We start from the raw sequence: 24949 nt of genomic DNA, 5'->3' as shown, positions 1-24949 counted from the left end.
ACCTCACCCAACCCCGTGTCGGCGAGCCACTCATCAACAAGGTCTTCATACTCATCAGGGTCAACGGTACAAAAGAGCCCATCCCTATATTCGCACCATCCTTCTTGCTGCCAGTATGTCAGTAACTGTTCTGGCAGCTTGTCCCTCCATTTCTCAAGGCTTGCGGCGGGCACCGCGGTGCGCTTGGTCGCCTCACCAAAATTGCTAATAAAAAATTCGAAGTCTTCGTCTCTCATCTTATTCCCTTGCCTCGGCAAGGCTCCAGTTTGACATTCATTTTTTGATCCCCGCGACCATTATCGATCGCATTCTTGGCTTCCCTATCCATCTCCTGCACCCTTGTCAGGGGTTTCTCTCCCGAATTCCTGCTTCCAGGCGGCGTATAAGCTTGGTTCCAGCTTGCTCCAATTGACTTGTTCACGTCAGCGCGGCCTATATTCGGTGTTTCGTGCCGCATCCAACCTCCAGCGACCATGTCTGGCTCATGCAGCGCGGCTAATTTGCTCATCAACCCTTTTGCTTGAGATCTGGCCTGCAGTTTTGCATCTGCCTGGCTCATCCCTCGTTTACGTAGACTCTTGGTGATATTTTTCGTCATTCGCGCCAAGGCAGTTTTCCGCTCGCGTTCTTGCGCCTCGCCAGCTGCTGGATTGCGATTCATTTTCTTAAACGCATCCCTGGCCATCTCGTATTCGCTTGCAGTCAGACTGTTGATTGCCTCCTCTTGACGTCTAAGTTGCTCAGCCATTTCTTTCAGAAACGCTTTTTGTTCTTCCTTGCTCATCCGCATGAATTGTTTCTTGTCATACGGATGGAAGCAAGGCACTTTAAACGGCCGGGCCTTGACGGTGACGTCCTTCTTTGGGTCCTTGGGCTTTTGGGGCCCAGGTGCCGCTTCTCTGGTGACTTTAGCTTCGCGAGCAACTCTGGCAGCCTCCTCTGCTTCCTTTGCCGACTTGGCTGCTTTGACGAGTTCTTCTGTCTCATGCGCACCTTTGCCAACCCGGGATGCCGTTCCTGCACCCTTTGCCATGCCGACCGCACGCTTGGCGACCTTGCCAACTGTGGTCACTACCTTGCCACCCGGGATCATGCTCGCCGCAGCAATCCCCGCTTCAACGTAATCGCCCTCGGCGGTATAGATCGCCGCATCGATCGCACCCGTGATGACCGACAAGCCAGGAACGAAACTGGCCACGCCCAGCACACCGTGCACCCAGGGACTGGACTTCTGCCAAAACGTTTTCTCGGCCGCAGTCTCTGCCTTGATGGCTGCATTGGCTCCGCCACCGTGCGGTTCGATGTGCGTGAGCGACCTGTCAGCCTGTTCGAGGATGACGCCTTTGGTCGTCATGACACTGCATCCCGCGTCATGTTGATCGGGGCGCAGGGCGAGTCGTTTAGTCCAAGCCGGGTGTGATCGGCCAAACGCCCAAGAACACGCGCGAAGTCGCGTGGCAACCGCGCGCAGGCGTCAAGCCGGTTGACTAGCCGTTCATGTTGGGAGACGAGGTGAAACGGGGAAACCCGCCGCAGAATGCGGACGGAGAGATAGTCCGGAAGCAGCTGTTCCAGACCCGGGGGCGCTTTGGGCATGCGAAGATCCTGTGCTCATCAAGTATCCCTCCCTGATGCAACACTGGCCCGCATTGTAGTGTTTCCGCATGGAAACTGGCAACTACCGAATGACGACTTCGGCAGTGAAGTGCTGAAGACCCGACTGAATGATACCGGGCCCGCCGAGGCTATCGCTCGATAAAAAAACAGCCCCGGCCGAGTGAACGACCGGGGCTGCAGGTTACAGCGTGCGAGCGCCTTGCGTGCCTCGCAAAAAGAGCCAGCTCTCCTATCAGCCTTCCAGCAGGCTGCGCAGCATCCACGCATTCTTTTCATGCAGCTGCATGCGCTGGGTCAGCAGGTCGGCGGTCGGTTCATCAGCGGCGGCATCGACGGTCGGGAAGATCGAACGTGCGGTGCGGGTCACGGCTTCCTGGCCGGCCACCAGCTGGGCGATCATCTCTTGCGCGTTGGGCACGCCTTCAGCTTCGGGGATCGAGGACAGCTTGGCGAATTCCTTGTACGAACCCGGTGCCGGATAACCCAGTGCACGGATGCGTTCAGCGATCAGGTCCACTGCCAGTGCCAGTTCGTTGTACTGGCCTTCGAACATCAGGTGCAGCGTGTTGAACATCGGACCGGTCACGTTCCAGTGGAAGTTGTGGGTCTTCAGGTACAGCGTGTAGGTGTCTGCCAGCAGTTTGGACAGGCCGTCGGCAATCTTCTTGCGGTCCTTGTCGTTGATGCCGATGTTGATCGAGGGGGCTGCCACATTCTTCTTTGCCATTATTCGCTCCTTAGCTGTTCGGTTTTTCGTAAGCGGGTACATAACACTGCGCAACACCGCGATTCTATTGCAAATCGCAAACGGACAAACTGCGACCACGCAACTATTGATAAGAGAGTGGGGCCGACGTTCCCCATTTCAATCGATTTTGGAGATAAATGCACGCCTATAAATCAATCGGGCCGATAGATCAAAACCTATCGGCCCGACGTCTCATCGACTGCAACAGCAATCAGATCAGGATTTGGCACCCTGTTGCGCACTGCGATACAAGGACAGCGACAGGGCCACGCCACCAATGGCCGCAATGGCGGCGAAGAGGAACACCTGCGGATATCCCAGCTGTCCCGCGATGGCCCCGGCCAGCGGACCGGTGATGCCCAGCGCCAAATCGAGGAACACCGAATACGCCGCCAGTGCCGCGCCACGATTGGCCGGCGACACCAGACTGACGGCTTCCACCCCCAGCGAAGGGAACACCAGCGCAAAGCCGAAACCGGCCAGCGCCGCACCCAGCAATGCCAGCGCGGGCGTGGTGGCGCTCCACAGCAGCAGCAGGCCGACCGATTCGGTCAGGAAGCACACCACCGCCACGCGATAGCCACCGAAGCGCGTGATGACATTGGCAAACAGCAGGCGCGCACCGACGAAGGCGGAGGAGAAGGCGGTCAACGCAAAGGCTGCGCCGCTCCAGTGCTGATCGGCGTAATACAGGGTGATGAAGGTGGCGATCGAGCCGAAGCCGATGGTGCCGAAGGCCAGGCCCATGCCATACGCAAACACCTTGCGCAGCACCAGCTTGAAGGACAGCTGTTCGCCCTGCACCACCGGGGTGACCGGGCCACCGCGCGCCAGCACGAAGCCGAGTACGGTGAGCAGCATGCCGGTCAGGCCGATCATGGCAAAGCCCAGCGAGCGGTCCAGCACCACGCCCAGCGGCGCGCCGATGGCCAGCGCCGCATAGGTGGCGATGCCGTTCCAGGAGATCATCTTGGCGGTGTTCTCCGACCCCACGCGGCCCACGCCCCACATGATGGCGCCGGTACCGACCAGGCTTTCGCCCAGGCCCAGGAAGGCGCGGCTGGCAAACAGCAGCACCAGCGACAGGAAGGGCAGCGGCTGCGCCAGCGCCGATAGCAGCAACAAGCCACCGCTGGCCGAACACAGCAGCATGCCGCGCATGACGGTGTGCTTGGCCCCCATGGTATCGATCATGCGGCCGGCATTGGCGCGGCTCACGAAGGTCGCGAAATACTGCACGCTGATGCCCAGGCCGGCGATCACCGAGCTGTAGCCCAGGTCGAGGTGGATGTAACCCGGCAGCACCGCCATCGGGATGCCGATGGCCAGATAAACCAGGAAGGTGAAGAAGGCGGTGGCGATGATCTGCCGCGTGACCTTGGCCGGCGTCAATGGACGCGGCGCAGCGGCGGGCACGGGCGTGCCGGTGGAACTGGGACTACAGGAATCGTCGGACATGGCGGGGAAGTCGGAATGTGAATCCGGAAGGGCAAACCGGAATGAACAGGCCGCGCGCGCCGGTGTGCGCGTGAACAGCCAGACCGAATTTTACTCCCGCCCTAAAAATGCTGCAGGACAGCAAAAGATTTTTGCCTGTCAATTCAGCAACTTAGTCGTTTTTGTGCGACGTCCTGTTGCCTGCAGGCTGTATTTCAACGCTGGCAGTGCAGTGCGTCGGTGGCCCGTTCGCGTACGGCGGGGGCGTAGTCGGCCCCCAGGATTTCCGGTGCCAGCTCGGCCAGATCGCGCTGCACGGCCGGTTCGCACCAGTGGCCGTTCAGGCGGGCCAGCGCCGCCAGCAGGTCGGGGGTGAGGCGGTCCAGCACCGGGCGCACCTGCAGCGCCAGGTCTGGCGGATTGGCGAAGGGCGGACGCTGCTCCACACGCCACTGGCGATGCAGGTCGCGCTGCACGATCTTGCCGGCCTCGAACTGGTCCTGGAAGAAGCGCCGCGTCCATGCGGCATCCAGTCCCAGTTTCTGCGCACGGGCGGCGACGTCGTCGAGAATGACCGCCTCGCGCGCTGGATCATCGATGGGCGCATGCGAATTCCACTTGCTGCGTGCCACCGGGGCGGCCACGTCGAGGCGGGTCTTCTGCAAGGTCAGCAGTTGTTCGACATCGCTGCGCGCGGCCGGGGGCGGCGTGGTGGCGCAGGCGGCGAGCAGCAGGGCGGCGATCAGGGGCAGGGCGGCGAAGGAGCGGGAAGACAGGCGGCGCATGGTCGGAAGAGTCGATTGCTGAGGTGAGTGCCGGGTTCGGCTGTGGATAAATCAACTGTGCGGCAGTATAGCGCCGCGCCTGCCCGCCCGGTCAGGGCACGCGCCCTTTATAATCGCGGGATGCAAAATCTTCTCCACAACCTCAATGAAGAGCAGCTCGCCGCCGTGACGCTGCCCGCGCAATCGGCGCTGATCCTGGCCGGTGCCGGTTCCGGCAAGACCCGGGTGCTGACCACCCGCATTGCCTGGCTGATCCAGACCGGGCAGGTCTCGCCCTCCGGCATCCTGGCGGTGACCTTCACCAACAAGGCCGCCAAGGAAATGACCGCGCGCCTGTCGGGCATGCTGCCCATCAATACGCGCGGCATGTGGATCGGGACTTTCCACGGACTGTGTAATCGCCTGCTGCGCGCGCATCACAAGGATGCCGGGCTGCCGCAGACCTTCCAGATCCTGGATACGCAGGACCAGCTCTCGGCCATCAAGCGTTTGCTCAAGCAGATGAACGTGGACGACGAGAAGTATCCGCCACGCAACCTGATGTACTTCATCAACAGCGCCAAGGACCAGGGCCTGCGCGCCAAGGATGTGGATGCCTACGACGACTACAACCGCAAGTTCGTCGAACTCTACGAGCTCTACGACCAGCAATGCCAGCGCGAAGGCGTGGTCGATTTCGCCGAGCTGCTGTTGCGCACCTATGAAATGCTCTCGCGCAACCAGCCGCTGCGCGAGCACTACCAGGGCCGCTTCCGCCACATCCTGGTCGACGAGTTCCAGGACACCAACGACCTGCAATACAAATGGTTGAAGATCATGGCCGGCCAGCACGGCGCGGTCTTCGCGGTGGGCGATGATGACCAGAGCATCTATGCCTTCCGTGGCGCCAACGTGGGCAACATGTCGGCCTTCGAGCAGGAATTCCATGTGGAGAACCTGATCAAGCTGGAGCAGAACTATCGCTCGCACGGCCACATTCTGGACACCGCCAACGAACTGATCGCCAACAACAGCAAGCGCCTGGGCAAGAACCTGCGCACCGATGCCGGCCACGGCGAGCAGGTGCGCGTCTATGAAGCCACCAGCGACCTGCAGGAAGCGCAATGGATCATCGAACAGGTCAAGGACCTGATCGCCGAAGGCTGGGCGCGCAGCGAGATCGCAATCCTCTATCGTTCCAACGCGCAGTCGCGGGTGCTGGAACATGCGCTCTTCAGCTCGGCCATTCCCTATCGTGTCTATGGCGGCCAGCGCTTCTTCGAGCGCGCCGAAATCAAGCACGCGATTGCCTACCTGCAGTTGATGGACAACCTGCACAATGATTCGGCCTTCCTGCGCGTAGTCAACTTCCCCACGCGCGGCATCGGTGCCAAGGCCATGGAGTCCTTGCAGGATGCGGCGCGCCAGTATGGCTGCTCGCTCTACGCCGCCGTGCCTTACGTGGCGGGCAAGGCGGGCTCATCGTTGAATGCCTTCATCAAGCTGATCGAAGGCGCGCGTTTCGAGACCCAGCATCTGCCGCTGCCCGAAATGGTCAAGGTAGTACTGGACCTGTCCGGCCTGATGACCCACTACCGCAACGAAAAGGAAGGCGCAGACCGCATCGAGAACCTGGAACAGCTGGTCAGTGCGGCCACGCTGTTCGTCTCGGAAGAGGGCTATGGCCTCGATGCCCCGGCCTTCCTCGGCCCGCAGGCGCAGGCCTCGGCCGGCACGGCCATCACCACCGCCGATGGCGTGGAAGTGCTCGATGCCGATGCGCCGCTGGTGACCATCATGTCACCGCTGTCGGCCTTCCTCTCGCATGCCTCGCTGGAAGCCGGCGACAACCAGGCGCAGGCCGGCCAGGATGCCCTGCAGCTGATGACGGTGCACTCGGCCAAGGGGCTGGAGTTCGATGCGGTCTTCATCACCGGCATGGAAGAGGGATTGTTCCCGCACGAGAACAGTGCCAAGGAAGAGGGCGGCGTGGAAGAAGAGCGCCGCCTGATGTACGTGGCCATTACGCGGGCGAGAAAGCGGCTCTTCATGACCTTCTCGCAGACCCGCATGCTGCACGGCCAGACGCGCTACAACATGCGTTCACGCTTCTTCGATGAAATGCCGGAGCAGTCGATCAAGTGGCTCTCGCCCAAGATCGCCCAGCATCACTGGTTCGCCAATCCAAAGTCGGCCTGGGATGAAGTGCCGGAAGCGGGCAACAACCGCATCGCGCAGAACTTCTCGCGGCAGACCGATTCCGGCTGGCGCATCGGACAGAACGTGTCCCATGCCAAGTTCGGCGAGGGCGTCATCGTCAACATCGAAGGCAGTGGCGGCGCGGCGCGGGCGCAGATCAACTTTGGCAAGTTCGGGATGAAATTGCTGGATCTGTCGGTGGCGAAGCTGGAGAAAATCTAAGTTTTTGCGTTGCCGTTGAATTGGGTTTGAGCAGTGAAACGCCCCGTTGCCATCATCAGTGCAACGGGGCGTTTTTCATGTGGGCGTGATGCCGAGATGCACGCAATGAAAGGAGATGCAGCATGAAGGGTCAGGAAATTCTCTCTGAGCTGTTCGGTAAAACCAGAGCACAACGCTGGCATGAAGCATCGCCTGCAGGAAAAAGAATTTATATCGTCGTGGTGGCATTGATCTTTGCGCTCATTGCGAGTGTCTGGACGTTCGGCGCATGGTGGCAATAGACCGCCCTCGGTTTATCGAGGAGATACGTTGATGTGAGTCGTGGCTCATGCTTCAAAAGCATGTCTGAGATCCGCAAATGACAGGCCTCCAAGGAACGCCTTATTGTCTGCGTCCGCCTTGCTTCAACCAGGCCCTGACCTGCTCCACATCGTCAAACGATCCCAACACCATTCCAACATCGCGCATCTCCTGCCGCATGCCTGCAATGACTTTGTTCAGATCACGACCTATCCCTTTTGGCGACACCCGGGCAGCAGGCCCCAGACCGAAGGTCTGCCTGAAATTCCGCTCCATGTGGGCGATCTCCTGATCCAGGTCGCCCAGTTGTTCCGTGAGGATGTGGTTGTAGTGCGTCAGTCGCTCCTCGCTGACGCCGTGGATGGAACGCTGGTCGATCTGTTCCAGTTCCAGTTGCAGCTCAAGCAGTCGTGACAGATCGTTCTTTTCATAGGCCTGGTTGACCTGCTGCATCAGCGCGGTCTTGCGAGCGCGTTCGCTCTCGTCGAGCTCACGATCCGGATGCAGGGCGCTGGCCAGCCGGCGATAAACGGCGCGGATCGACTGGCTCAATTCGATGCGCTGTTCCTGTTGCCGGGCTTCTGCAGCCCGCTGTTTCGGCGGCTTCTTGCGGCTGGCACGCTGGGCCTCGCGCGCTTGCGCGGCTTGCATGCGTTCGCGCTCCTGGCGTTCCAGCATCGCTTCCATGCGCTGCATGATTTCTTCCGGCGTACCGGTGGTGAAATCGTCCTCGGCGAGCGCGGGCTCTGCTTGTATGGTCTTGTCTTCGTGTACTTCCGCAACGGAGGCGGGTTCTTCCGTCTCCTCTTCTTCCGCATGCTGCTGGTAGATCAGCGCCAGCTCCGCATCATCTGCCCGTTGCAACAGGGCCTGCGCCATGTCCGCGATCAGCGCCGAGAGTGCGATGCGCTCGCCCTTGCCGAATGCCTTGTCGGGCCAGGCGGCATGCAGGCGATAGACCACCTGACGTTTGAGGGTGAGCAGTTCCTGCTCCAACGGGACATATTGGGCCGTGAATTTCTTGTGGAATTCATCACTGGCCGCTTCCCACTCCTTGAGCTGCGCACGGCGCGTGCCGATGGCGTCGATGAGCGCATTGAACTGTTCCTGTGCCGGAGAGAGGCGCATGGCGGATTGGCCATCGACGATGGCAACAGTTTGCGGGGTGGGCTTGTTCATGGAGACAAAGAAGAGCAGTGGTGCCGGATTCTAGCCATTCGCTCACGCGCCCACAAGCGCAGTCCCCAGCCTCAGGCCGCGGCGATCATGGCTTGCACTTCGTCCCAGGTCGCGGCATAGGCGCCCGCCTTGGAAGCGGCAATGGCCGCCCCGGCCGCGGCACATTGCAGGTGGACCTGCGCCGGGGCATCGGGCTGGCGCAGTTGGCTGGCGATCCAGCCGCCCATGGAGGCGTCGCCGCAGCCGACCGTATCGACCACTTCGACGCGATAAGCCGGCTGCTCGATGACCTGTTCCCCCTTGATCCACTGCATGCCCTTGGCACCCAGCGTGTAGAGGATTTCCGCTTGCGGGGCCAGCGCTTGCAGCGTGGCCAGCGCATTGCCGTCGCCGGGGAAGAGGCGCTCCAGATCTTCGTCGGACACCTTCACGTAATGCGACAGCGATAGCAGTTGCTGCAGCAGGATGCGATACGACGGGCTGTCCATGAGCTTGCGCCAGTTGGGATCGAAGGCGATCTTCTTGTTGCGCAGCGCCGCTTCCTGCGCGATCTGCAGCAGGCGCGAGGCCAGTGGCTCGCGGGTCAGGCTGATGCAGCCGAAGTGCAGCACGCGCGCTTCGTCCATCCAGCCGGCGGGCAGGCGCTGCGGGTCGAAATGCAGGTCGGCGCTGTCGTCGCCGATGAAGAAATAATCGGGTGGGGTGGTCGAGGTCACCATGGCCAGCAGCGGTGCCTTGGCGTGCTGCTGGGTGAAGCGCATGTCCAGTCCGGCCGCTTCGGTGAGCGCATACAGCTCGGCACCGAACACGTCAGTGCTGACGCTGCCGGCGTAACCGGTGGCTACGCCCAGGCGGGCGGCCGCGCGTGCCACGTTCCAGCAGGCACCGCCGGGAATGGCGCGCCACTGGCCGTCAGGCTGGCGGATGAAATCGGTGAGTGCTTCGCCGAAGACGACGAATGCGGCGCTCTGGGTCATGCTGGTCTCCGTGTGCGTGTCATTGTAATGGTCAGTAAATGCGTAGGCGGTTCAATCCTGCAAGGCGTGCCGCGCGCAGGTCTCGTCGGTCACCAGGCCGGTGAGCCAGCCGCCGCGCAAGGCGGCGCGCACGGCGTCGGCTTTCTTGCTGCCGCCGGAGAGCGCGATCACCGGCCGCTGCGGTGCCTGCGCCAGCGGCGGCGTGGTCACGCGCGCCGCCAGCGACGAGGGCAGCATGACGCCGTCGATGTCGAAGGCGTGGCAGATCATCTCGCCGATCGCCCCCTGGCGCTGCAGGTCGGCCACTTCCTCATCGTCGATGAAACCGTCCTCGTGCATCGCGCCCTGCAGGGCAATGGTGCCGATGCCCAGGAACGTCACATCGGCGCGCTCGGCCAGGCCGGTCACGATCTTGTAGGCGCGGTGGTTGCACCATTGCTGGCGGTCGCGTTCACTCTCGGCCACGCGCGGGGCGGGCAGCAGGTAGAAGCGCGCGCCCAGTTTTTCTGCGGCTTGCAGAGCCACGTCGTAGCGATTGGCTGAACCGTCGGAGGCGAAAGCACCAATCATCGAGACGATCTGGTGCTGCGGACGCTCCAGTTCCGACAGGCGCTCGATGGCCGCCTTGAGCGTGCGTCCCGAGCCGACGTTGACCACCAGCGCTGCTTCCGAACTGAGGTATTGCTCCATCACTTCGGCCCCGGCCACGGCCAGCATCTGCTGCACTTCCTGTGATTCATTGGGGTTCTCAGCCCCGCCTGCGCCCGGCACCACGCGGCACACTTCCAGCCCGTAGCGCTCCTGCAGGCCCTGCGCCAGTTCCAGGCAGGACGAGACCGGATGCGTGATCTGCACCTTCACCAGATTGGCATCGGCCGCATAGGCCACCATGCGCTGCGCCATCTGGCGCGAGATGCCGAGCCGTTCGGCGATTTCGTTCTGGGTGTTGCCGGCCACGTAGTACATCCACGCGGCGCGCGCCGCCAGGTCGAGTTTGGATGCGCTGCTAGACATGTTCTCCTCGCCAGCCGTCCCGTGGCTGCCAATGCAGGCGGGCGCGCGCTGTCTCTGTGATGTTGATTGCGGTGAATTCCCTGTTGGGTCGCCATTTTACGGCGAGTTGACCGTTCCATTATTGCGAAGCTTGGGCAAATGCTCAATCAAAAAGCAAATGCTTGACACAAATTCGAGAATGGATGAATATTTGCCCATAAAAATAATATTTGCTCAAAACGTAGTTAGCGAAAACCGTTAGCGAAAACCGCCTTTCCCTGCATGCGTACATCGGCATCGTCTGCCGCTGCCACCCAGGAAGAACGTGCAGGAGGGCCCATAACATTCGGAGACCAGCATGTCCAAACTCGTGCGCACCCGTGCGTCCGGCTTTACCCGCGTTCGCTTCACCCTGGCCGCTGCGGCCATCTCGACCCTGTTTGCTGCCGGCCATGCACAAGCCGAGCCGGTGACTCTGAACATCGCGTCCATCAACAACCCCGACATGATCGAATTGCAGAAGCTGGCACCGGCGTTCGAGAAGGCCAATCCCGACATCAAGCTGCGCTGGGTCACCATGGAAGAGAGCGTGCTGCGCCAGCGCCTGACCACCGACATCGCCACCAACAGCGGCCAGTTCGACCTGATGACCATCGGTGCGTATGAAGCGCCGATCTGGGCCAAGAAGGGCTGGCTGGCACCGATGAGCGGCCTGCCGGCGGATTACGATGAGGCCGATCTCATCAAGCCGGTACGCGAGGGTCTGAGCGTCGATGGCAAGCTCTATGCGCTGCCGTTCTACGCCGAAAGCTCGATGACCTACTACCGCAAGGATCTGTTCGAGCAGAAGAAGCTGACCATGCCACAGCATCCGACCTGGGATGAGGTCGCCAAGCTGGCCGCGCAACTGCATGATCCGGCCAAGGGCGTCTACGGCATCTGCCTGCGCGGGCGTGCCGGCTGGGGCGAGAACATGGCCATCATCACCACCATGGCCAATGCCTGGGGTGGCCGCTGGTTCGACGAGCAATGGCAGCCGCAGCTGTCCTCGCCGGAATGGAAGAAATCGGTCAACTTCTATGTCGACCTGATGCGCAAGTATGGCCCGCCGGGCGCCAGCTCCAACGGCTTCAACGAAAACCTGGTGCTGTTCTCCAGCGGCAAGTGCGGCATGTGGGTCGATGCCACGGTGGCGGCCGGCATGCTTTATCACGGCAAGGATTCCAAGGTGGCCGACAAGACCGCCTTCGCTCCCTCCCCGCAGCAGGTAACCGACAAGGGTTCGCACTGGTTGTGGATCTGGTCGCTGGCCGTGCCGAAGTCCTCCAAGTCGCAGGACGCTGCCAAGAAGTTCGCCGCCTGGGCCACCTCCAAGGAATACATCAATCTGGTGGCCAAGGATTCCGGCTGGGCCCTGGTGCCGCCGGGTACCCGCAATTCGACCTACGCTTCGGCCGAATACAAGAAGGTCTCGCCCTTCTCCGACTTCGTGCTCGATGCGATCCAGACTGCGGACGCCAACAAGCCGACCCTGAAACCGGTGCCTTACACCGGCGTGCAGTTCGCCACCATTCCCGAGTTCCAGTCGATCGGGACCGTGACCGGCCAGGCCATTGCCGGTGCACTGGCCGGCAAGACCAGCGCGGATGCCGCCCTGGATGCCGCCCAGGCACAGGCAGTGCGGATGATGCGCCAGGGCCGCTACATCAAGTAAGTCCTTCCGCTTGTGGTTCCGCCGGCATGCAGCCCGTGCTGCATGCCCCGCGCGCGATGTGAGCGGCATGCCTGCATGCCTTGCACATCGCGCCGTTCTCCCCGGCTGTCTGCACCTTGCGTGCGCCGCCCGGATTGAAATGCCGAGGCCGTCATGTCCACGATCCACTCTACCCAGGTGTCGTCCACCTCACCGATGATGCAGAGTTCTTCCCAGCCTGCTGCACGCAAGCAGCAGACCAGTCCGCCGCGCAAGGAGCGCTTCAATCCCATCCGCCTGATGCAGACGCCGTCGGTGCTGATCCTGCTGGCCTGGATGATCGTTCCGCTGGTGATGACCATCTATTTTTCGGTCAATCGCTACAATCTGATGGCCCCTGACCAGACCGGTTTCGTGGGTCTGGAAAACTATATCTTCCTGTTGCAGGACCCGGCCTTCTGGCCCTCCATTGGCAACACCGCACTGCTGATCGGTTCGGTACTGGCCATCAGCGTCATCGGCGGCACCCTGCTGGCGGTGCTGTTCGACCAGCCCTTCCGCGGGCGCGGCATTGCGCGGCTGCTGGTCATCGGCCCCTTCTTCGTCATGCCCACCGTGGCCGCGCTGATCTGGAAGAACATGATCATGCATCCGGTCTACGGCATCCTGGCCTACGTGATGCGCCACCTCGGGCTGGAGCCGATCGACTGGCTGGCCGAGTACCCCATGCTGTCGGTCATCATCATCGTGGCCTGGCAGTGGATTCCGTTTGCCTTCCTGATCCTCCTGACCGCGCTGCAGTCGCTCGATACCGACCAGAAGGAAGCGGCCCAGCTCGATGGCGCGGGGCCAGTGCGCATCTTCTTCTACATCGTCCTGCCGCACCTGAAGCGCGCCATTACGGTGGTCATCATGATCGAGACCATCTTCCTGCTTTCGGTCTTCGCGGAAATCTTCACCACCACCGCAGGCGGCCCCGGTACGGCCACTACCAACCTGACCTTCCTGGTCTATTCGATCGGCCTGCAGCAGTTCGACATCGGCATCGCTTCGGCGGGCGGCATCTTCGCGGTCGTGCTGGCCAACATCGTCTCGTTCTTCCTGGTGCGCATGCTGGCCAGGAACCTCAAGGGAGTCAACGAAAAATGAGCGATCCAAAGAAAAGCCCCCTGTGGGTGGCGGTGCTGGGCTGGGCCTGCGCCATCGTGCTGTTCTTCCCCATCTTCTGGGTGGCGGTCACGGCCTTCAAGACGGAGTCCCAGGCCTATACCCCCTCGCTGATTTTCTTGCCCACGCTGGACACCTTCCGCGAAGTCTTCAGCCGCAGCCACTACCTGGGCTATGTGCAGAATTCGCTGATCGTGTCGCTGGGTTCGACGCTGCTGTCGCTGCTGCTGGCGGTGCCGGCGGCGTATTCGATGGCCTTCTTCCCGACCGGCCGCACCCAGAAACTGCTGCTGTGGATGCTGTCGACCAAGATGATGCCGGCCGTGGGCGTACTGATCCCCATCTATCTGCTGGCCAAGAACACCGGCCTGCTTGATACGGTAACCGGGTTGACCATCATCTATACGCTCATCAACCTGCCCATCGCCGTGTGGATGGCGTTCACCTACTTCAATGACGTACCCAAGGAAATCCTCGAAGCCGCCCGCATCGATGGCGCCAACGCCTGGCAGGAAATGATTTACCTGCTGCTGCCCACGGCCATGCCGGGCCTGGCTTCCACGGCCTTGCTGCTGATCATCCTGTCGTGGAATGAAGCCTTCTGGAGCCTGAACCTCACCAGCGTCAATGCGGCACCGCTGACGGTGTTCATCGCCTCCTATTCCAATCCGGAAGGCCTGTTCTGGGCCAAGCTGTCGGCCGCCTCCCTGCTGGCGATTGCGCCCATCATGGCGCTGGGCTGGCTGGCGCAGAAGCAGCTGGTGCGCGGCCTGACCTTCGGAGCGGTGAAGTGATGATGGCGCGCCAGGCGATTACCCATCTGATCTGCGACTGCGACGGCGTGCTGCTCGACAGCGAGAGCATCGCCCTGCGGGTGCTGCATCGTGAGCTGCTACCGCTGCTGCCGGCCTGGAGCGGTGCCGACGATGACGAGCAGGAAGAACAGCGCAGCCAGGCCCTGCATACCGCCATCGCGCACCGACTGGGCATGTACACCGACATCCTGCTGGGCGAAGTTGATCTGGAATTCGAACTGGGCCTGGATGCCGCCGCGGCCGAGCGCATCCACCAGGCGGTGGCCGTGGCCTGCGGCGAAGAAGCGCAGCCGGTGCCGGGCGTGGTCGAGGCCTTGCAGGCGATCCGCTTGCCGCGTGCGGTGGCCAGCAACAGCGATGCGCCGCGCATCGAAGCCGGCTTGCGCCGTTGCGGCCTGTATCCGCAATTCGCCGGCCGCATCTACAGCGGTCATGACGTGGCCCATCCCAAGCCGGCACCGGATGTGTATCTGGCGGCAGCGGCGGGCTTCAATGTTGATCCGGCGCGCTGCGTGGCAGTCGATGACAGCGTCACCGGCGTGCGCGCGGCAGTGGCGGCCGGCATGCACGTGCTGGGCTTCACCGGCGTGGCCCATGACCGCAAGACGATGGCGCGCAAGTTGAAGGATGCCGGTGCGCATCAGGTATTCGAGGACATGAAACAGTTTCCGCAACTGGTGAGTGAATTGATCTGGCTGCGCTGAGCAAAGAGCGCGCAGTCCCCCTACAAGAGAACGAGGAGAATCCCATGGCAGCCGTGAGCATCAGGAACCTGGCCAAGCGCTACGACGACAACGAGGTCATGCGCGACATCAATCTGGAAATCGAGGATGGCGAATTCGTCGTTTTCGTCGGCCCCTCGGGCTGTGGCAAGTCGACCTTGCTGCGCATGATCGCCGGGCTCGAAGAGATCAGCGATGGCGACCTCGACATCGGCACCCGCCGCATGAATGACGTGCCTGCTTCCAAGCGAGGCGTGGCCATGGTGTTCCAGTCCTATGCGCTGTATCCGCACATGAGCCTGTACGACAACATGGCCTTTGGCCTCAAAATTGCCGGCAAGTCCAAGGCCGAGATCGATGCCGCCGTCCAGCATGCCGCCAAGATCCTGCACATCGATCACCTGCTGGACCGCAAGCCGCGCGCGCTCTCCGGCGGCCAGCGCCAGCGCGTGGCCATTGGCCGCGCCATCACCCGCCAGCCCAGCGTGTTCCTCTTCGATGAGCCGCTGTCGAACCTCGATGCCGCGCTGCGCGTGAAGATGCGCCTGGAATTCGCCAAGCTGCACGATGACCTCAAGACCACCATGATCTACGTCACCCACGACCAGATCGAAGCCATGACCCTGGCCGACAAGATCGTGGTGCTCTCCGAGGGACGCATCGAACAGGTCGGTTCGCCGCAGCAGCTGTATCACCATCCGGCCAATCGTTTCGTGGCCGGCTTCATCGGTTCGCCCAAGATGAACTTCATCGATGGCACCGTGGCTGCCGTGCAGGCCGATGGCGTACAGGTGCAATTGCCCGGGGGCGGGCTGCAATGGGCTGCGGTTGATGGCAGTACGCTGCAAGCGGGGCAGAAGGTCACGCTGGGCGTGCGTCCCGAGCATCTCAACATCGCCCAGGGCCAGGCTGCGCTGCAGGCACGCTGCACGGCGCTGGAGCTGCTGGGTGATTTCTCTTACCTCTATGCGGCCCATGAAGGCAGCGACGATGCGCTGATCCTGCGCGTGCCCGACAGCCTCGATCCGCCGCACGGCAGCGTCTTGCAGCTGGCTGCCGATCCGGCCCGCTGCCATCTGTTCGGTGCCGACGGCCAGGCCTTGCCGCGCCTCACATCGGGCGTGGCTGCAGCGCGCCCGCATTGATCCCTTCGACCATTCACCTCCTCGACAAGGACCAGGCATGACCCGTACCGCCACTTCCATCGACCAGGACGCCGCCGACAGCCTGACCTGGCTGCACATCGGCGCCGGCTCCTTCCATCGCGCCCACCAGGCGGTCTACCTGAATGCGCTGCGCGAGAGCGGTGCCGACCGCCGCTGGCAACTGGCGCTGGCCAACATCCGCGCCGACATGAGCCCGCTGCTGGAAGCGCTGGCCCGCCAGCAGGGCCAGTACACGCTGGAGACCGTCACACCCGAGGGTGAGCGCAGCTACCAGCGCATCGCCTCCATCGGCCGCATCCTGCCGTGGGATGAACGGCTCACGCAACTGATCGCTGCCGGTGCGGAAGAGCGCACCCGCATCATCTCCTTCACCGTGACCGAGGGCGGCTACTACCTCGACCATCACTACCAGCTCGACACCGGCAACGCCGACCTGGCCGATGATCTGCGCTGTGCGCTCGATGGCAGCGGTGCACCGCGCACCATCTACGGCGCGATTGCAGCCATCCTGCGCGCACGCAGCCAGGCCCATCCGCAGGCGGCGCTGACCCTGCTGAACTGCGACAACCTGCGCCACAACGGCGAACGTTTCCGCGACGGCCTGCGCCAGTTCCTGACCCTGCGTGGCGAGAGCGCACTGGTGGCCTGGATGGATGCTCATGCCACCAGCCCCAATGCCATGGTGGACCGCATCACACCCCGCCCCACACCGGCGGTTGCGGCCCGTGTGAAAGAAAATACAGGTGTCGACGATCCCTGCGCCCTCATGGGCGAGTCCTTCATCCAATGGGTGATCGAAGACGACTTCAAGGCCGGTCGCCCGCGCCTGGAAGCGGCCGGCGTGGAGATGGTGCAATCGGTGCTGCCGTACGAGGAAGCCAAGATCCGCATCCTCAACGCCAGCCACAGCTGCATCGCCTGGGCCGGCACGCTGGCCGGGCTGCAATACATCCACGAAGGTACGTTGCGCGAGGACATCCGCCAGATGGCGCATGACTACGTGACGCAGGACGTGATCCCCTGCCTCACGCCCAGCCCCATCGACCTGGCGGCATACCGCGATACAACGCTGGCGCGCTTCTCCAATCCGGCCATCCAGGACACCAACCAACGCGTGGCCGCCGATGGCTATTCCAAGATCCCGGGCTTCATCCGCCCGACCTTGCAGGAGAGCCTGGCGGCCGGCCGCGATCCGCAGGCTACAGCCATGCTGCCTGCGCTGTTCCTGGTATTCCTGCAGCGCTGGGCGGCCGGTGCGCTGCCTTATGAATACCAGGACGGCATCTTCGACGCCGCCGCCGCGCGCAGCATGCTGGCGGCAGAGGATGTGGTGCAGGCCTTCTGCGCGGATGCCGTGCTGTGGGGCGAACTGGCTGGTGATGCGCGCCTGGTGGCGCTGGTGCGCTCGGCTTATGGGCGCGTGCAGCAGTGGCTGGGGCAGGCACACTGAGGCTGCCTTTTGTGTCCAAGGCGTCATAGAATTGCCGTTCAATAACGAATAACGAGGAGCACCATGTATCTTGGGATCGACCTGGGTACGTCCGAGGTCAAGGCGGTGGTGATCGACGAGACGGGCGCGTTGCTGGCACTGGCCGGCAGTACGCTGACGGTGTCGCGTCCGCATCCGCGCTGGTCCGAGCAGAGCCCGGCCGACTGGTGGCAGGCGACCTGTGCCACCGTGGACAAACTGCGCGAGCAGCTCGGCAGTGAGCGCTTCGGCCGCATCCGCGCCATCGGCCTGTCCGGCCAGATGCATGGTGCGGTGCTGATGGATGTGCAGGATGCCGTACAGCGTCCGGCCATCCTCTGGAGCGATTCGCGCAGTGCCCCCGAATGTGCCGAGCTGGAACGCCGCGCACCGCGCCTGCATGGCATCGCCGGCAACCTGGCCATGCCGGGTTTCACTGCGCCCAAGCTGCTGTGGGTGGCGCGCCATGAACCGCAACTGTTTGCGCGCATCGCGACCGTGCTGCTGCCCAAGGATTGGCTGCGCTTCATGATGACCGGGCGCAAGGTGTGCGATCCCTCGGATGCGGCCGGCACGCTGTGGCTGGATGTGGAAGGCCGCAACTGGTCCGACGAACTGCTGGCCGCCTCCGGCATGCGGCGCGATCAGATGCCGGCGCTGGTCGATGGCAGTGCGGTTTCCGGCACGCTGCTGCCGGAAGTGGCGCAGGCCTGGGGCTTGCGTGCGGACGTGATCGTGGCCGGTGGTGCCGGTGATGGCGCGGCCAGTGCAGTGGGCATCGGGGCGGTCAAGCCCGGCGATGGCTTCCTCTCGCTGGGAACTTCCGGTGTGCTGTTCGTGGTCAATGATCGCTTCCGTCCGAATCCGGGGCGGGCCATTCATGCCTTCTGCCATACCCTGCCGCAGCGCTGGCACCAGATGAGCGTGATGCTCTCGGCGGCCAGTTGCCTGCGCTGGTTCTGTCGTTTGTGTTCCGTGGATGAGAAGAGCCTGTTGGCCGAGATCGAACAGCTCGACGAGGAAGCGCGCAACAATGCGCCGCTGTTCCTGCCTTACCTGTCAGGTGAACGCACCCCGCACAACGATCCTTATGCTACCGGTGTCTTCCATGGGCTGACACCGGAACACCAGCGCGCCGCACTCGGCTATGCGGTGCTGGAAGGCGTGGCCTTCGGCATGGTGGATGGGCTCGATGCGCTGCGTGCGGCGGGCACCGATGTGGCCGAATTGTCGCTGGTAGGAGGTGGCGCGCGCAGCGCTTATTGGGCACAGTTGCTGGCCGATGCGCTGCAGGTGCGCATCGTCACCCACGTGGGCAGCGAGGCCGGTGGCGCACTCGGTGCGGCGCGCCTGGCCTGGCTGGCCGATGGCGGCGACGAAGCCGAGGTGTGCCGCAAACCGGCACAGCAGGCGCTGTACCAGCCCGATGCAGCACGGCATGCGGCCTTGCAGGTGCGGCTGCAACGCTATCGGGCGATCTATGCGCCGTTTGCGCCCTTGTATGGGGAGGGCGCTTAACTTCAATCAGAGGAGAGATATGCAGGTCATCGAATGCAGTGAAGCCCAGCTCGATATCCTGGCCGGCTTGTTCAACGATTACCGGATTTTCTATGAATATGAGGACGACTTGCCGGCATGTCGTCACTTTCTGGAAGAGAACTTGCGGCTGCGGCGGTCTTCGATGTTCTTGCTGATTGATGACGCGGGAAACGCGCTTGCTTTCGCGCAGTGCTATCCCGCAACCTGTTCACTGAGCATGCGTCCTTACCAGTATCTCTCCGACCTGTATGTCATTCACACTGCGCGCCAGCAAGGCCATGGCCGCAAGCTGATGCAGTACCTTCGCGATCACTTCAGCGCGCGGGGAGCGCAAAGGATCACGCTCGATACCGCCACGACCAACGTGACCGCCCAGCGGCTTTACGAAGCGCTGGGCTATGAGCGCGAGCAAGTCTATATCACTTATCACCAAGTGCTGGAGGGAGCTGCCCAGCCCTGATTGAGCCTCCCGCTGTAGATCCGCTGCCCGGGCGGTAGCGCCTCATCGCCGGTTGAACTTGAACACCGAGATCGCCTGCAGCAGGCGCATGGTCTGCTCTTCCAGACTGGTGGCCGCTGCGGCCGCTTCTTCGACCAGCGAGGCATTCTGCTGGGTGCTGGCATCCATCTGCGTGATGGCTTCATGCACCTGGTTGATGCCGGCACTCTGCTGCTGGGTCGCTTCGTTGATTTCGCTCATGATGCCCGAGACCCGCTGCACCGAGGCCACGATGTCGCGCATGGTGCTGCTGGCCTGCTCCACCTGGCGATTGCCCACTTCCACCTTGGCCACCGAGTCGTCGATCAACTGCTTGATCTCCTTGGCCGCCGCTGCCGAACGCTGCGCGAGCATGCGCACTTCCGAGGCCACCACCGCAAAGCCGCGTCCCTGCTCGCCGGCGCGCGCCGCTTCCACCGCGGCATTGAGCGCCAGGATGTTGGTCTGGAAGGCGATGCTGTCGATCAGGCTGATGATGTCCACGATCTTGTTGGAGGATTCGCTGATCTCGTTCATCGTCGTGCCGGTGCTGGCCACGGCATCGCCGCCGCGCATTGCAATGGACGATGCGGTCCCGGCCAGCTCGTTGGCCTGGCCCGCGTGATCCGCATTCTGGCGCACGGTGCCGGCGAGCTGGTGCATGCTCGATGCCGTTTCTTCCAGATTCGCGGCTTGCTGTTCAGTGCGGCGTGAGAGATCCATGTTGCCGGTGGCGATTTCACGGGTCGCCATATTGATGGTCTCGACGTTGGAACGCACGTCGCCGATGATGGCGGTCAGGTTCACGTTCATCTGGCGCAGCGAGGCCAGAAGGCGGCCCAGTTCATCATGGCGGCCGGTCTCGATGCGCACCGAGAGGTCGCCCCCGGTGATGGCGTGGGTGATATCGAGTGCCTGCTGCAGCGGCTTGATGAGCGCGGCGCGCAGGGCGATCCACTGCACGATGGACAGCAGGGCTGACGCGGCCGCCAGCGCACTGATCCACCACTGGTGCAGCGTCATCATGCCGGCCAGTACGACGGAGATCTGGATCGCCAGCATCACGCCCATCGACCAGTTCAGGCGCGTATTCAACTGCATGCGCCCGAGCTTGCCCAGCCATCCGGCCAGCCCGGTACGGACCACTTCACCACGATGCAGGGCAATGCCCTTGGCCTGGCCACGGCGCATGCTTGCGTAGAGCTTCTCGGCGCCTTCCACCGCCGCGCGTTCGGGCTTGGTACGGACCGACATGTAGCCGACCACCTGGCCGCTTTCGCGGATGGGCGTCACGTTGGCACGCACCCAGTAGTGATCTCCGCTCTTGCTGCGATTCTTGACCAGTCCGGTCCAGGGGGTGCCGCCCTTGATGGTGGCCCACATGTCGGCGAAGGCCTCCGGCGGCATGTCCGGATGGCGGATCAGGTTTTGCGGCGCGCCCAGCAATTCCTCTTCCTCGAAACCGCTGATCTCGATGAAGTAAGGATTGACGTAGGTGATGTTGCCCTGGAGATCGGTCTTGGAAACGATGGCCTTGCCATCGATGAGCAGGCGTTCCTGCCCTGTGACCGGCATGTTCATGCGCATCTGATACCCCCGTGTAAGAAGCTGTGGTGATGGAAAGTCCAGCTGGCGGGGGCGGGCGGTGGAGCTGATGCTGTTCGCCTCTCCCTTGCGAACACATCGGACCGGGCGCGCCAGGCAGCGACAGCCTGGCGCAAGGTCCTGCCTGACGGGAATGACGCGTCAGACGATGGGATCGTCTCCGTTGTGCGGGCTGTCGGACCCTCTGCGGGGCTTTCCGAAGACGCTAGTGTAGGTCGGATAGAACGAACAGTACATGATGACCGTCAATATTATCGAGATCGGCAGCAGGATGAAGAACACCGCCGTAATGCTGCCGGTCAGCAGCGTGATGGCCATGCTGATGACCGTGGGCACCACAATGGCGATCATGATCCAGGCCATGCCGAAGACCAGGAATGCACGCCCGGCGCGGCGCACCGCGAAGAAGCTGTAGAACAGTGCCTTCCCCAGCGGCATCTGCTGCCACATGATCAAGGGGGCGGCATACCAGAACGCCATGGCCGCCGGCACGTAGAGGGCGGCCGCCACCAGCATGGCAATGCGCATGCTGCCAGCGGCGCTTTGCAGTTCCTCGGTCGACAGGCCGCCACCCATCATGGCTTTCCAGAAGCTGCCGCCGTCGGCCAGCGCCGAAGCCGCCACCACCAGCGTGGCCACCAGCAGATAGAGCAGGCCGAGCTTCAACAGCGTATTGCGCGCCGGGCTGCGGAAGCCGATCAACAGCAGGTTGGGGAACACCCGTTCACCGCGCTCGATCTGCGCGCAGGCCTGCATGAACGACATCGAGAACAGCGGGATCAGGATCAGCGGCAGCATCTGGCCGAGCACCGGGATGATGCCCAGCGCCAGCATCAGGAACATGTAGGCGAAGAACAGCGTCGAGATTTCAGCCGGTTGCTTTCTGAACAGGGCGAAGCCCTGTTTGACCCAGGACCAGCCGGTGTGTGCGGGGATCTTTTCCATGGCTCCAGTGCTTACAGCGTCGGTGGCGCATCCTGGATGCGCAGGCGCAGGATGCGTTCGAAGTGCGTCGGATCATGCGGCGTGAGCATTTCGGCTTCGCGCGGCAGATAGAAATCGTACAGGCGCGACAGCCAGAAGCGCAGGGCGGCAGCGCGCAGCATCGGCTGCCACGCCACGCGTTCGGCGTCCGAGAACGGACGCACGGCACGATAGGCGGCCAGCATGGCTTCGCTGCGGGCAGTGTCGAGCACGCCCGTGTCCAGCTCCACGCACCAGTCGTTGACGGTCACGGCCAGGTCGAACAGCCAGGTATCGCAACCGGCGAAATAGAAATCGAAGATGCCCGACAGCTGCTCGCCCACGAACATCGCGTTATTGCGGAACAGGTCGGCATGCACCGGTCCGCGCGGCAGGGCGCGGTAGTCGGCGGTGGCGGCAAAGTCCTTCTGGTACTGCACTTCGCTGGCGAGCAGCTGGCCCAGCTCGGCCGGCAGGAAGGGCAGCACCGCCGGGGTGGTTTCCAGCCACCAGGCCAGGCCGCGCAGGTTGGGCTGCAGGATCTTGAAATCCTTGGCCGCCAGGTGCATGCGCGCCAGCATGTCGCCCAGCGCGGCGCAGTGCACCGGTTGCGGATCCAGCTGCGACTGGCCTTCGAGCTTGCTGACGATGGCTGCCGGCTTGTCGTTGAGCAGGTTGACGATGGCGCCCTTGTCGTTGGGCACCGGCGCCGGCACCGGGATGCCGCGCTGCGCCAGGTGGCGCATCAGTTCGAGATAGAAGGGCAACTGTTCGATGTGCAGCTTCTCGAACAGCGTCAGCACGTATTCGCCTTGCTCCGTGCCGATGAAGAAGTTGCTGTTTTCGATGCCCGAGGAGATGCCCTTGATCGAGGTGGCGCGGCCGAGCGGGAATTGTTCAATCCAGTCCGAGAGTTGTTCCAGACTGACCTGTGTAAAGACTGCCATGACGAAAATGAAAAGAGGATGCTGGCTGGGGCGCGCTGCCGCCAAATCCGGCGGCTGCGCGAGGGGGAGGGCAGATGCGCCGTCCTTCCCGTTCCTGAACCGGCTGCGCAATGCGGCCGGGTGATGCGGTTGATCGCTGGCGATCGCGCGCCATCACCGTCTGGCGACGTGCGCGATCAGCGGAATCACTTCTTGGTGGTGCCGTCGGTGTCGCCTTCCTGAGGCTTCTTGACACCCCAGTCGAACTCGCCGACCTTCCACTGGGCCGAGCTCGGCGGCGGGCTTTGTGCATCGCCGGGGGTGGAACCGCCCAGTTGCGGATTGGGACGCACGTAGTAGGTGCTGGGACCGGACTTGACTTCGATTTCCTTGGTCTGGCCGTGGTCGCGGCGTTCCTTGATGCTGTTGCCTTGCGTGCGGCTGTCTTCGCCCGGCTTGCGGATGGTCACGGCCGGTGGTTCGCCTTCTTCCAGCTTCTCCAGTTCGGGCGGCGGCGGAGCGGGCTGGGCAGCCAGGCCTGCGGGCGGAGTTTGTGCCAGCGCCAGCGGCGCGGCCAGGCCAGCCGATGCGCACAGCAGCAGCGCTGCCAGGGACTCTTTGAACCGGAGTTGGGATGGTTTCATGATCTTATGAAGAAAAAGGGGTGTTGTTTTCTTCATTGTAGCAAACCATCAAGGTCTGGCCGTCGCGTTTCTTCATGGGAATGATCAATAAGACAACAGGCAAATGCGAGCACGCGTGGCCGTGTTGAGCCGGATCCATCGCCGGGGCTAGTCCAGCAGCGGGATGCGGGTGCTCAGCCAGTCGGCCAGGGTCGGGGGCATGGCCACCACTTTGACGAATTCTTCATCTTCGCCTTCGCTGGCATCGAAGTAGGCGAGGTGGTCGCGGGCATAGTCGATCAGCACGGGATAGTGCCCGCCCCATTGCACGGTGAAGTAACGTACCGCGCGCCACTGGCCCTGCTCATCGAAGATGCGCAGGCGGATCTGGTCGTGCCGGTTGTCGCCGCTGCCGGTGCCGCACAGTTCGACCAGGAAGTCTTCGCCCCGATAGTGGCGCAGGCCGCCGTTGAGCTTTTCGGTGTACATCTGGCATTGCTGGTAATGGGGCCGGGTGCTGGTGACGACGGCAATGGCCACGCCATAGCTCATCACCAGCATGTAGAGCAGGGTGGTGGTCCAGTAGGCTGGCTGCCAGCGCGGCTGGGCCTGACCGATGACGCGGCCCATGCCCCAGCAGAACCAGGCCAGGGTGGCGGCCATGAGCAGGGCCGCCAGCCAGTACAGGGTTTCACGGTGCGCGTACAGGCTGTCTTGCCACCGGTCGGGGTGCCATGGCTGCCACTGTGTGGCGGGAAGAAACAGCATGGCCGCACCGGTCGCCATCGGTATCAGGCACAGGAACAGCGCCGCGTACAGCGTGCCCAGGAAGAGTTGCGTGAAATAGGCGCGGGCGACCGGCATAAAAGAGAAGGTGCAAGAAAGTGGTATGAATCTTCATGAAGTTGCCCTGCATCATGAATTCTTGCGTTGTTGTTTCAAATCGTACGTTGGTGAGGGGAAGTGAACTTTCTTGCGTCTATCACTGATGCCATGCCGGTTCTGGTCCGGTAAAAAGAGAAGGCCGGACGGCATCGCTGCTGTCCGGCCTCGTCGTGCTCATGAAGTGCGGCGTTACAGATACATCCCGCTCTGACGTTCTGCCTCCTGCTGGGTTTCCGCCGGTTTGGACTTCTCGGCGTGGAATTTCTGGATCGCTGCCAGCACGTCGGCAGGTTCGTCGATCACCTGCAGCAGGTTCACGTCCTTGGGCGAAATCATGCCGTCGTCCACCAGGCGGGTCTTGATCCAGTCCACCAGGCCGGCCCAGAACTCGCTGCCCACCAGGATCACCGGCATCATGCGCGACTTGCCGGTCTGCATGAGGGTCAGTGCTTCGGTCAGCTCA

Annotated in this window: 23 protein-coding genes and 1 pseudogene; 10 read left to right on the top strand and 14 right to left on the bottom strand. The window is 62.7% G+C overall.

The genetic code is table 11. The annotated features are described in order from the left end of the window. From B3873_RS15750 to aroQ, 5 genes are all read right to left on the bottom strand, one after another. Nucleotides 1-236, bottom strand: a 236-nt coding sequence (locus tag B3873_RS15750) for a GAD-like domain-containing protein (RefSeq protein ID WP_286867218.1), incomplete at its 3' end; no start/stop codon positions are given. After that, on the bottom strand, nt 233-1354 hold the full coding sequence (locus tag B3873_RS15745; RefSeq protein ID WP_286867216.1) for a polymorphic toxin type 15 domain-containing protein: 1122 nt from the start codon (nt 1352-1354) through the stop codon (nt 233-235). The genes B3873_RS15750 and B3873_RS15745, both read right to left, overlap by 4 nt. Before the next feature lie 495 nt (nt 1355-1849). Continuing rightward, nucleotides 1850-2344 carry a Dps family protein gene (locus B3873_RS15740; RefSeq protein ID WP_008334773.1) on the bottom strand — a complete coding sequence of 165 codons (495 nt, stop codon included), beginning with the start codon at nt 2342-2344 and terminating at the stop codon, nt 1850-1852. A gap of 237 nt (nt 2345-2581) precedes the next feature. Beyond that, on the bottom strand, nt 2582-3823 hold the full coding sequence (locus B3873_RS15735; RefSeq protein ID WP_039789275.1) for an MFS transporter: 1242 nt from the start codon (nt 3821-3823) through the stop codon (nt 2582-2584). 194 nt (nt 3824-4017) lie between these two features. Then, complete coding sequence (gene aroQ, locus B3873_RS15730; protein WP_039789277.1) at nt 4018-4587, bottom strand: gamma subclass chorismate mutase AroQ; 570 nt, start codon at nt 4585-4587, stop codon at nt 4018-4020. A 120-nt stretch (nt 4588-4707) separates the two neighbouring features. Between aroQ and B3873_RS15725 the strand changes: the two genes are divergently transcribed. Both B3873_RS15725 and B3873_RS15720 read left to right on the top strand, forming a co-directional pair. Beyond that, nucleotides 4708-6987: a UvrD-helicase domain-containing protein gene (locus B3873_RS15725; RefSeq protein ID WP_286867213.1), complete on the top strand. Its 2280-nt coding sequence runs from the start codon at nt 4708-4710 to the stop codon at nt 6985-6987. 122 nt (nt 6988-7109) lie between these two features. Beyond that, a complete protein-coding gene (locus B3873_RS15720; protein ID WP_286867211.1) occupies nt 7110-7268 on the top strand; it encodes a hypothetical protein in 159 nt (52 codons plus the stop codon). Between the two features lie 100 nt (nt 7269-7368). On the opposite strand, the gene B3873_RS15715 is transcribed toward B3873_RS15720, so the two are convergent. The 3 genes from B3873_RS15715 to B3873_RS15705 all read right to left on the bottom strand — a co-directional run bounded on the left by B3873_RS15715 (nt 7369) and on the right by B3873_RS15705 (nt 10457). Further along, nucleotides 7369-8283, bottom strand: coding sequence for a J domain-containing protein (locus B3873_RS15715; protein ID WP_286867210.1), 915 nt, complete (start codon nt 8281-8283; stop codon nt 7369-7371). A 254-nt stretch (nt 8284-8537) separates the two neighbouring features. After that, on the bottom strand, nt 8538-9443 hold the full coding sequence (locus B3873_RS15710) for a carbohydrate kinase family protein (RefSeq protein ID WP_039789281.1): 906 nt from the start codon (nt 9441-9443) through the stop codon (nt 8538-8540). Nucleotides 9444-9494: 51 nt separating this feature from the next. Further along, complete coding sequence (locus B3873_RS15705) at nt 9495-10457, bottom strand: sugar-binding transcriptional regulator (RefSeq protein WP_286867208.1); 963 nt, start codon at nt 10455-10457, stop codon at nt 9495-9497. A gap of 337 nt (nt 10458-10794) precedes the next feature. On the opposite strand from B3873_RS15705, the gene B3873_RS15700 reads away from it, so the two are divergent. The 8 genes and pseudogenes from B3873_RS15700 to B3873_RS15665 all read left to right on the top strand — a co-directional run bounded on the left by B3873_RS15700 (nt 10795) and on the right by B3873_RS15665 (nt 19466). Next, nucleotides 10795-12150, top strand: coding sequence for an ABC transporter substrate-binding protein (locus tag B3873_RS15700; protein ID WP_134221230.1), 1356 nt, complete (start codon nt 10795-10797; stop codon nt 12148-12150). Between the two features lie 153 nt (nt 12151-12303). Further along, on the top strand, nt 12304-13278 hold the full coding sequence (locus B3873_RS15695) for a carbohydrate ABC transporter permease (RefSeq protein WP_034330884.1): 975 nt from the start codon (nt 12304-12306) through the stop codon (nt 13276-13278). Nucleotides 13279-13328: 50 nt separating this feature from the next. Further along, nucleotides 13329-14090, top strand: a pseudogene (locus B3873_RS15690) (carbohydrate ABC transporter permease); the annotation flags it as partial. Next, complete coding sequence (locus B3873_RS15685) at nt 14090-14815, top strand: HAD family hydrolase (RefSeq protein ID WP_209533669.1); 726 nt, start codon at nt 14090-14092, stop codon at nt 14813-14815. The pseudogene B3873_RS15690 and the gene B3873_RS15685, both read left to right, overlap by 1 nt. A 44-nt stretch (nt 14816-14859) precedes the next feature. Beyond that, a complete protein-coding gene (locus tag B3873_RS15680; RefSeq protein WP_286867205.1) occupies nt 14860-15978 on the top strand; it encodes an ABC transporter ATP-binding protein in 1119 nt (372 codons plus the stop codon). Between the two features lie 37 nt (nt 15979-16015). Then, a complete protein-coding gene (gene dalD, locus B3873_RS15675; RefSeq protein WP_286867204.1) occupies nt 16016-17449 on the top strand; it encodes a D-arabinitol 4-dehydrogenase in 1434 nt (477 codons plus the stop codon). Between the two features lie 63 nt (nt 17450-17512). After that, nucleotides 17513-18985, top strand: a complete 1473-nt coding sequence (gene xylB / locus B3873_RS15670; RefSeq protein ID WP_286867203.1) for a xylulokinase — start codon at nt 17513-17515, stop codon at nt 18983-18985. Nucleotides 18986-19004: 19 nt separating this feature from the next. Further along, entirely contained in the window at nt 19005-19466 is a 462-nt protein-coding gene (locus B3873_RS15665; protein WP_286867201.1) for a GNAT family N-acetyltransferase, read from the top strand. A gap of 42 nt (nt 19467-19508) precedes the next feature. Here the strand turns inward: B3873_RS15665 and B3873_RS15660 are convergent, their stop codons facing one another. From B3873_RS15660 to B3873_RS15635, 6 genes are all read right to left on the bottom strand, one after another. After that, complete coding sequence (locus tag B3873_RS15660) at nt 19509-21071, bottom strand: methyl-accepting chemotaxis protein (RefSeq protein WP_286867199.1); 1563 nt, start codon at nt 21069-21071, stop codon at nt 19509-19511. 159 nt (nt 21072-21230) lie between these two features. Beyond that, nucleotides 21231-22034, bottom strand: a complete 804-nt coding sequence (locus B3873_RS15655; RefSeq protein ID WP_286867197.1) for a BPSS1780 family membrane protein — start codon at nt 22032-22034, stop codon at nt 21231-21233. An 11-nt stretch (nt 22035-22045) separates the two neighbouring features. Next, complete coding sequence (locus B3873_RS15650; RefSeq protein ID WP_286867195.1) at nt 22046-22999, bottom strand: homoserine kinase; 954 nt, start codon at nt 22997-22999, stop codon at nt 22046-22048. Between the two features lie 185 nt (nt 23000-23184). Next, a complete protein-coding gene (locus B3873_RS15645) occupies nt 23185-23622 on the bottom strand; it encodes a hypothetical protein (protein WP_039789298.1) in 438 nt (145 codons plus the stop codon). Nucleotides 23623-23769: 147 nt separating this feature from the next. Then, complete coding sequence (locus tag B3873_RS15640; protein ID WP_286867194.1) at nt 23770-24465, bottom strand: hypothetical protein; 696 nt, start codon at nt 24463-24465, stop codon at nt 23770-23772. Nucleotides 24466-24675: 210 nt separating this feature from the next. Next, a partial coding sequence (locus B3873_RS15635; protein ID WP_286867192.1) for an LOG family protein occupies nt 24676-24949 on the bottom strand: 274 nt, incomplete at its 5' end.

Origin of the sequence: Herbaspirillum sp. UBA812 (assembly GCF_002296545.1) — a bacterium.
In the GTDB taxonomy this organism is placed as follows: domain Bacteria; phylum Pseudomonadota; class Gammaproteobacteria; order Burkholderiales; family Burkholderiaceae_D; genus Herbaspirillum; species Herbaspirillum huttiense.
Note: the sequence above shows the minus strand (reverse complement) of the source record. Positions and strands in the feature narration are given on the sequence as shown.

Excerpts from the sequence above, each read along its gene's own strand:
- B3873_RS15745 (WP_286867216.1), bottom strand. The coding sequence starts at position 1,354 with ATGACGACCAAAGGCGTCATCCTCGAACAGGCTGACAGGTCGCTCACG.
- B3873_RS15740 (WP_008334773.1), bottom strand. The coding sequence starts at position 2,344 with ATGGCAAAGAAGAATGTGGCAGCCCCCTCGATCAACATCGGCATCAAC.
- B3873_RS15735 (WP_039789275.1), bottom strand. The coding sequence starts at position 3,823 with ATGTCCGACGATTCCTGTAGTCCCAGTTCCACCGGCACGCCCGTGCCC.
- aroQ (WP_039789277.1), bottom strand. The coding sequence starts at position 4,587 with ATGCGCCGCCTGTCTTCCCGCTCCTTCGCCGCCCTGCCCCTGATCGCC.
- B3873_RS15725 (WP_286867213.1), top strand. The coding sequence starts at position 4,708 with ATGCAAAATCTTCTCCACAACCTCAATGAAGAGCAGCTCGCCGCCGTG.
- B3873_RS15720 (WP_286867211.1), top strand. The coding sequence starts at position 7,110 with ATGAAGGGTCAGGAAATTCTCTCTGAGCTGTTCGGTAAAACCAGAGCA.
- B3873_RS15710 (WP_039789281.1), bottom strand. The coding sequence starts at position 9,443 with ATGACCCAGAGCGCCGCATTCGTCGTCTTCGGCGAAGCACTCACCGAT.
- B3873_RS15705 (WP_286867208.1), bottom strand. The coding sequence starts at position 10,457 with ATGTCTAGCAGCGCATCCAAACTCGACCTGGCGGCGCGCGCCGCGTGG.
- B3873_RS15700 (WP_134221230.1), top strand. The coding sequence starts at position 10,795 with ATGTCCAAACTCGTGCGCACCCGTGCGTCCGGCTTTACCCGCGTTCGC.
- B3873_RS15695 (WP_034330884.1), top strand. The coding sequence starts at position 12,304 with ATGTCCACGATCCACTCTACCCAGGTGTCGTCCACCTCACCGATGATG.
- B3873_RS15685 (WP_209533669.1), top strand. The coding sequence starts at position 14,090 with ATGATGGCGCGCCAGGCGATTACCCATCTGATCTGCGACTGCGACGGC.
- B3873_RS15680 (WP_286867205.1), top strand. The coding sequence starts at position 14,860 with ATGGCAGCCGTGAGCATCAGGAACCTGGCCAAGCGCTACGACGACAAC.
- dalD (WP_286867204.1), top strand. The coding sequence starts at position 16,016 with ATGACCCGTACCGCCACTTCCATCGACCAGGACGCCGCCGACAGCCTG.
- xylB (WP_286867203.1), top strand. The coding sequence starts at position 17,513 with ATGTATCTTGGGATCGACCTGGGTACGTCCGAGGTCAAGGCGGTGGTG.
- B3873_RS15665 (WP_286867201.1), top strand. The coding sequence starts at position 19,005 with ATGCAGGTCATCGAATGCAGTGAAGCCCAGCTCGATATCCTGGCCGGC.
- B3873_RS15660 (WP_286867199.1), bottom strand. The coding sequence starts at position 21,071 with ATGCGCATGAACATGCCGGTCACAGGGCAGGAACGCCTGCTCATCGAT.
- B3873_RS15655 (WP_286867197.1), bottom strand. The coding sequence starts at position 22,034 with ATGGAAAAGATCCCCGCACACACCGGCTGGTCCTGGGTCAAACAGGGC.
- B3873_RS15650 (WP_286867195.1), bottom strand. The coding sequence starts at position 22,999 with ATGGCAGTCTTTACACAGGTCAGTCTGGAACAACTCTCGGACTGGATT.
- B3873_RS15645 (WP_039789298.1), bottom strand. The coding sequence starts at position 23,622 with ATGAAACCATCCCAACTCCGGTTCAAAGAGTCCCTGGCAGCGCTGCTG.
- B3873_RS15640 (WP_286867194.1), bottom strand. The coding sequence starts at position 24,465 with ATGCCGGTCGCCCGCGCCTATTTCACGCAACTCTTCCTGGGCACGCTG.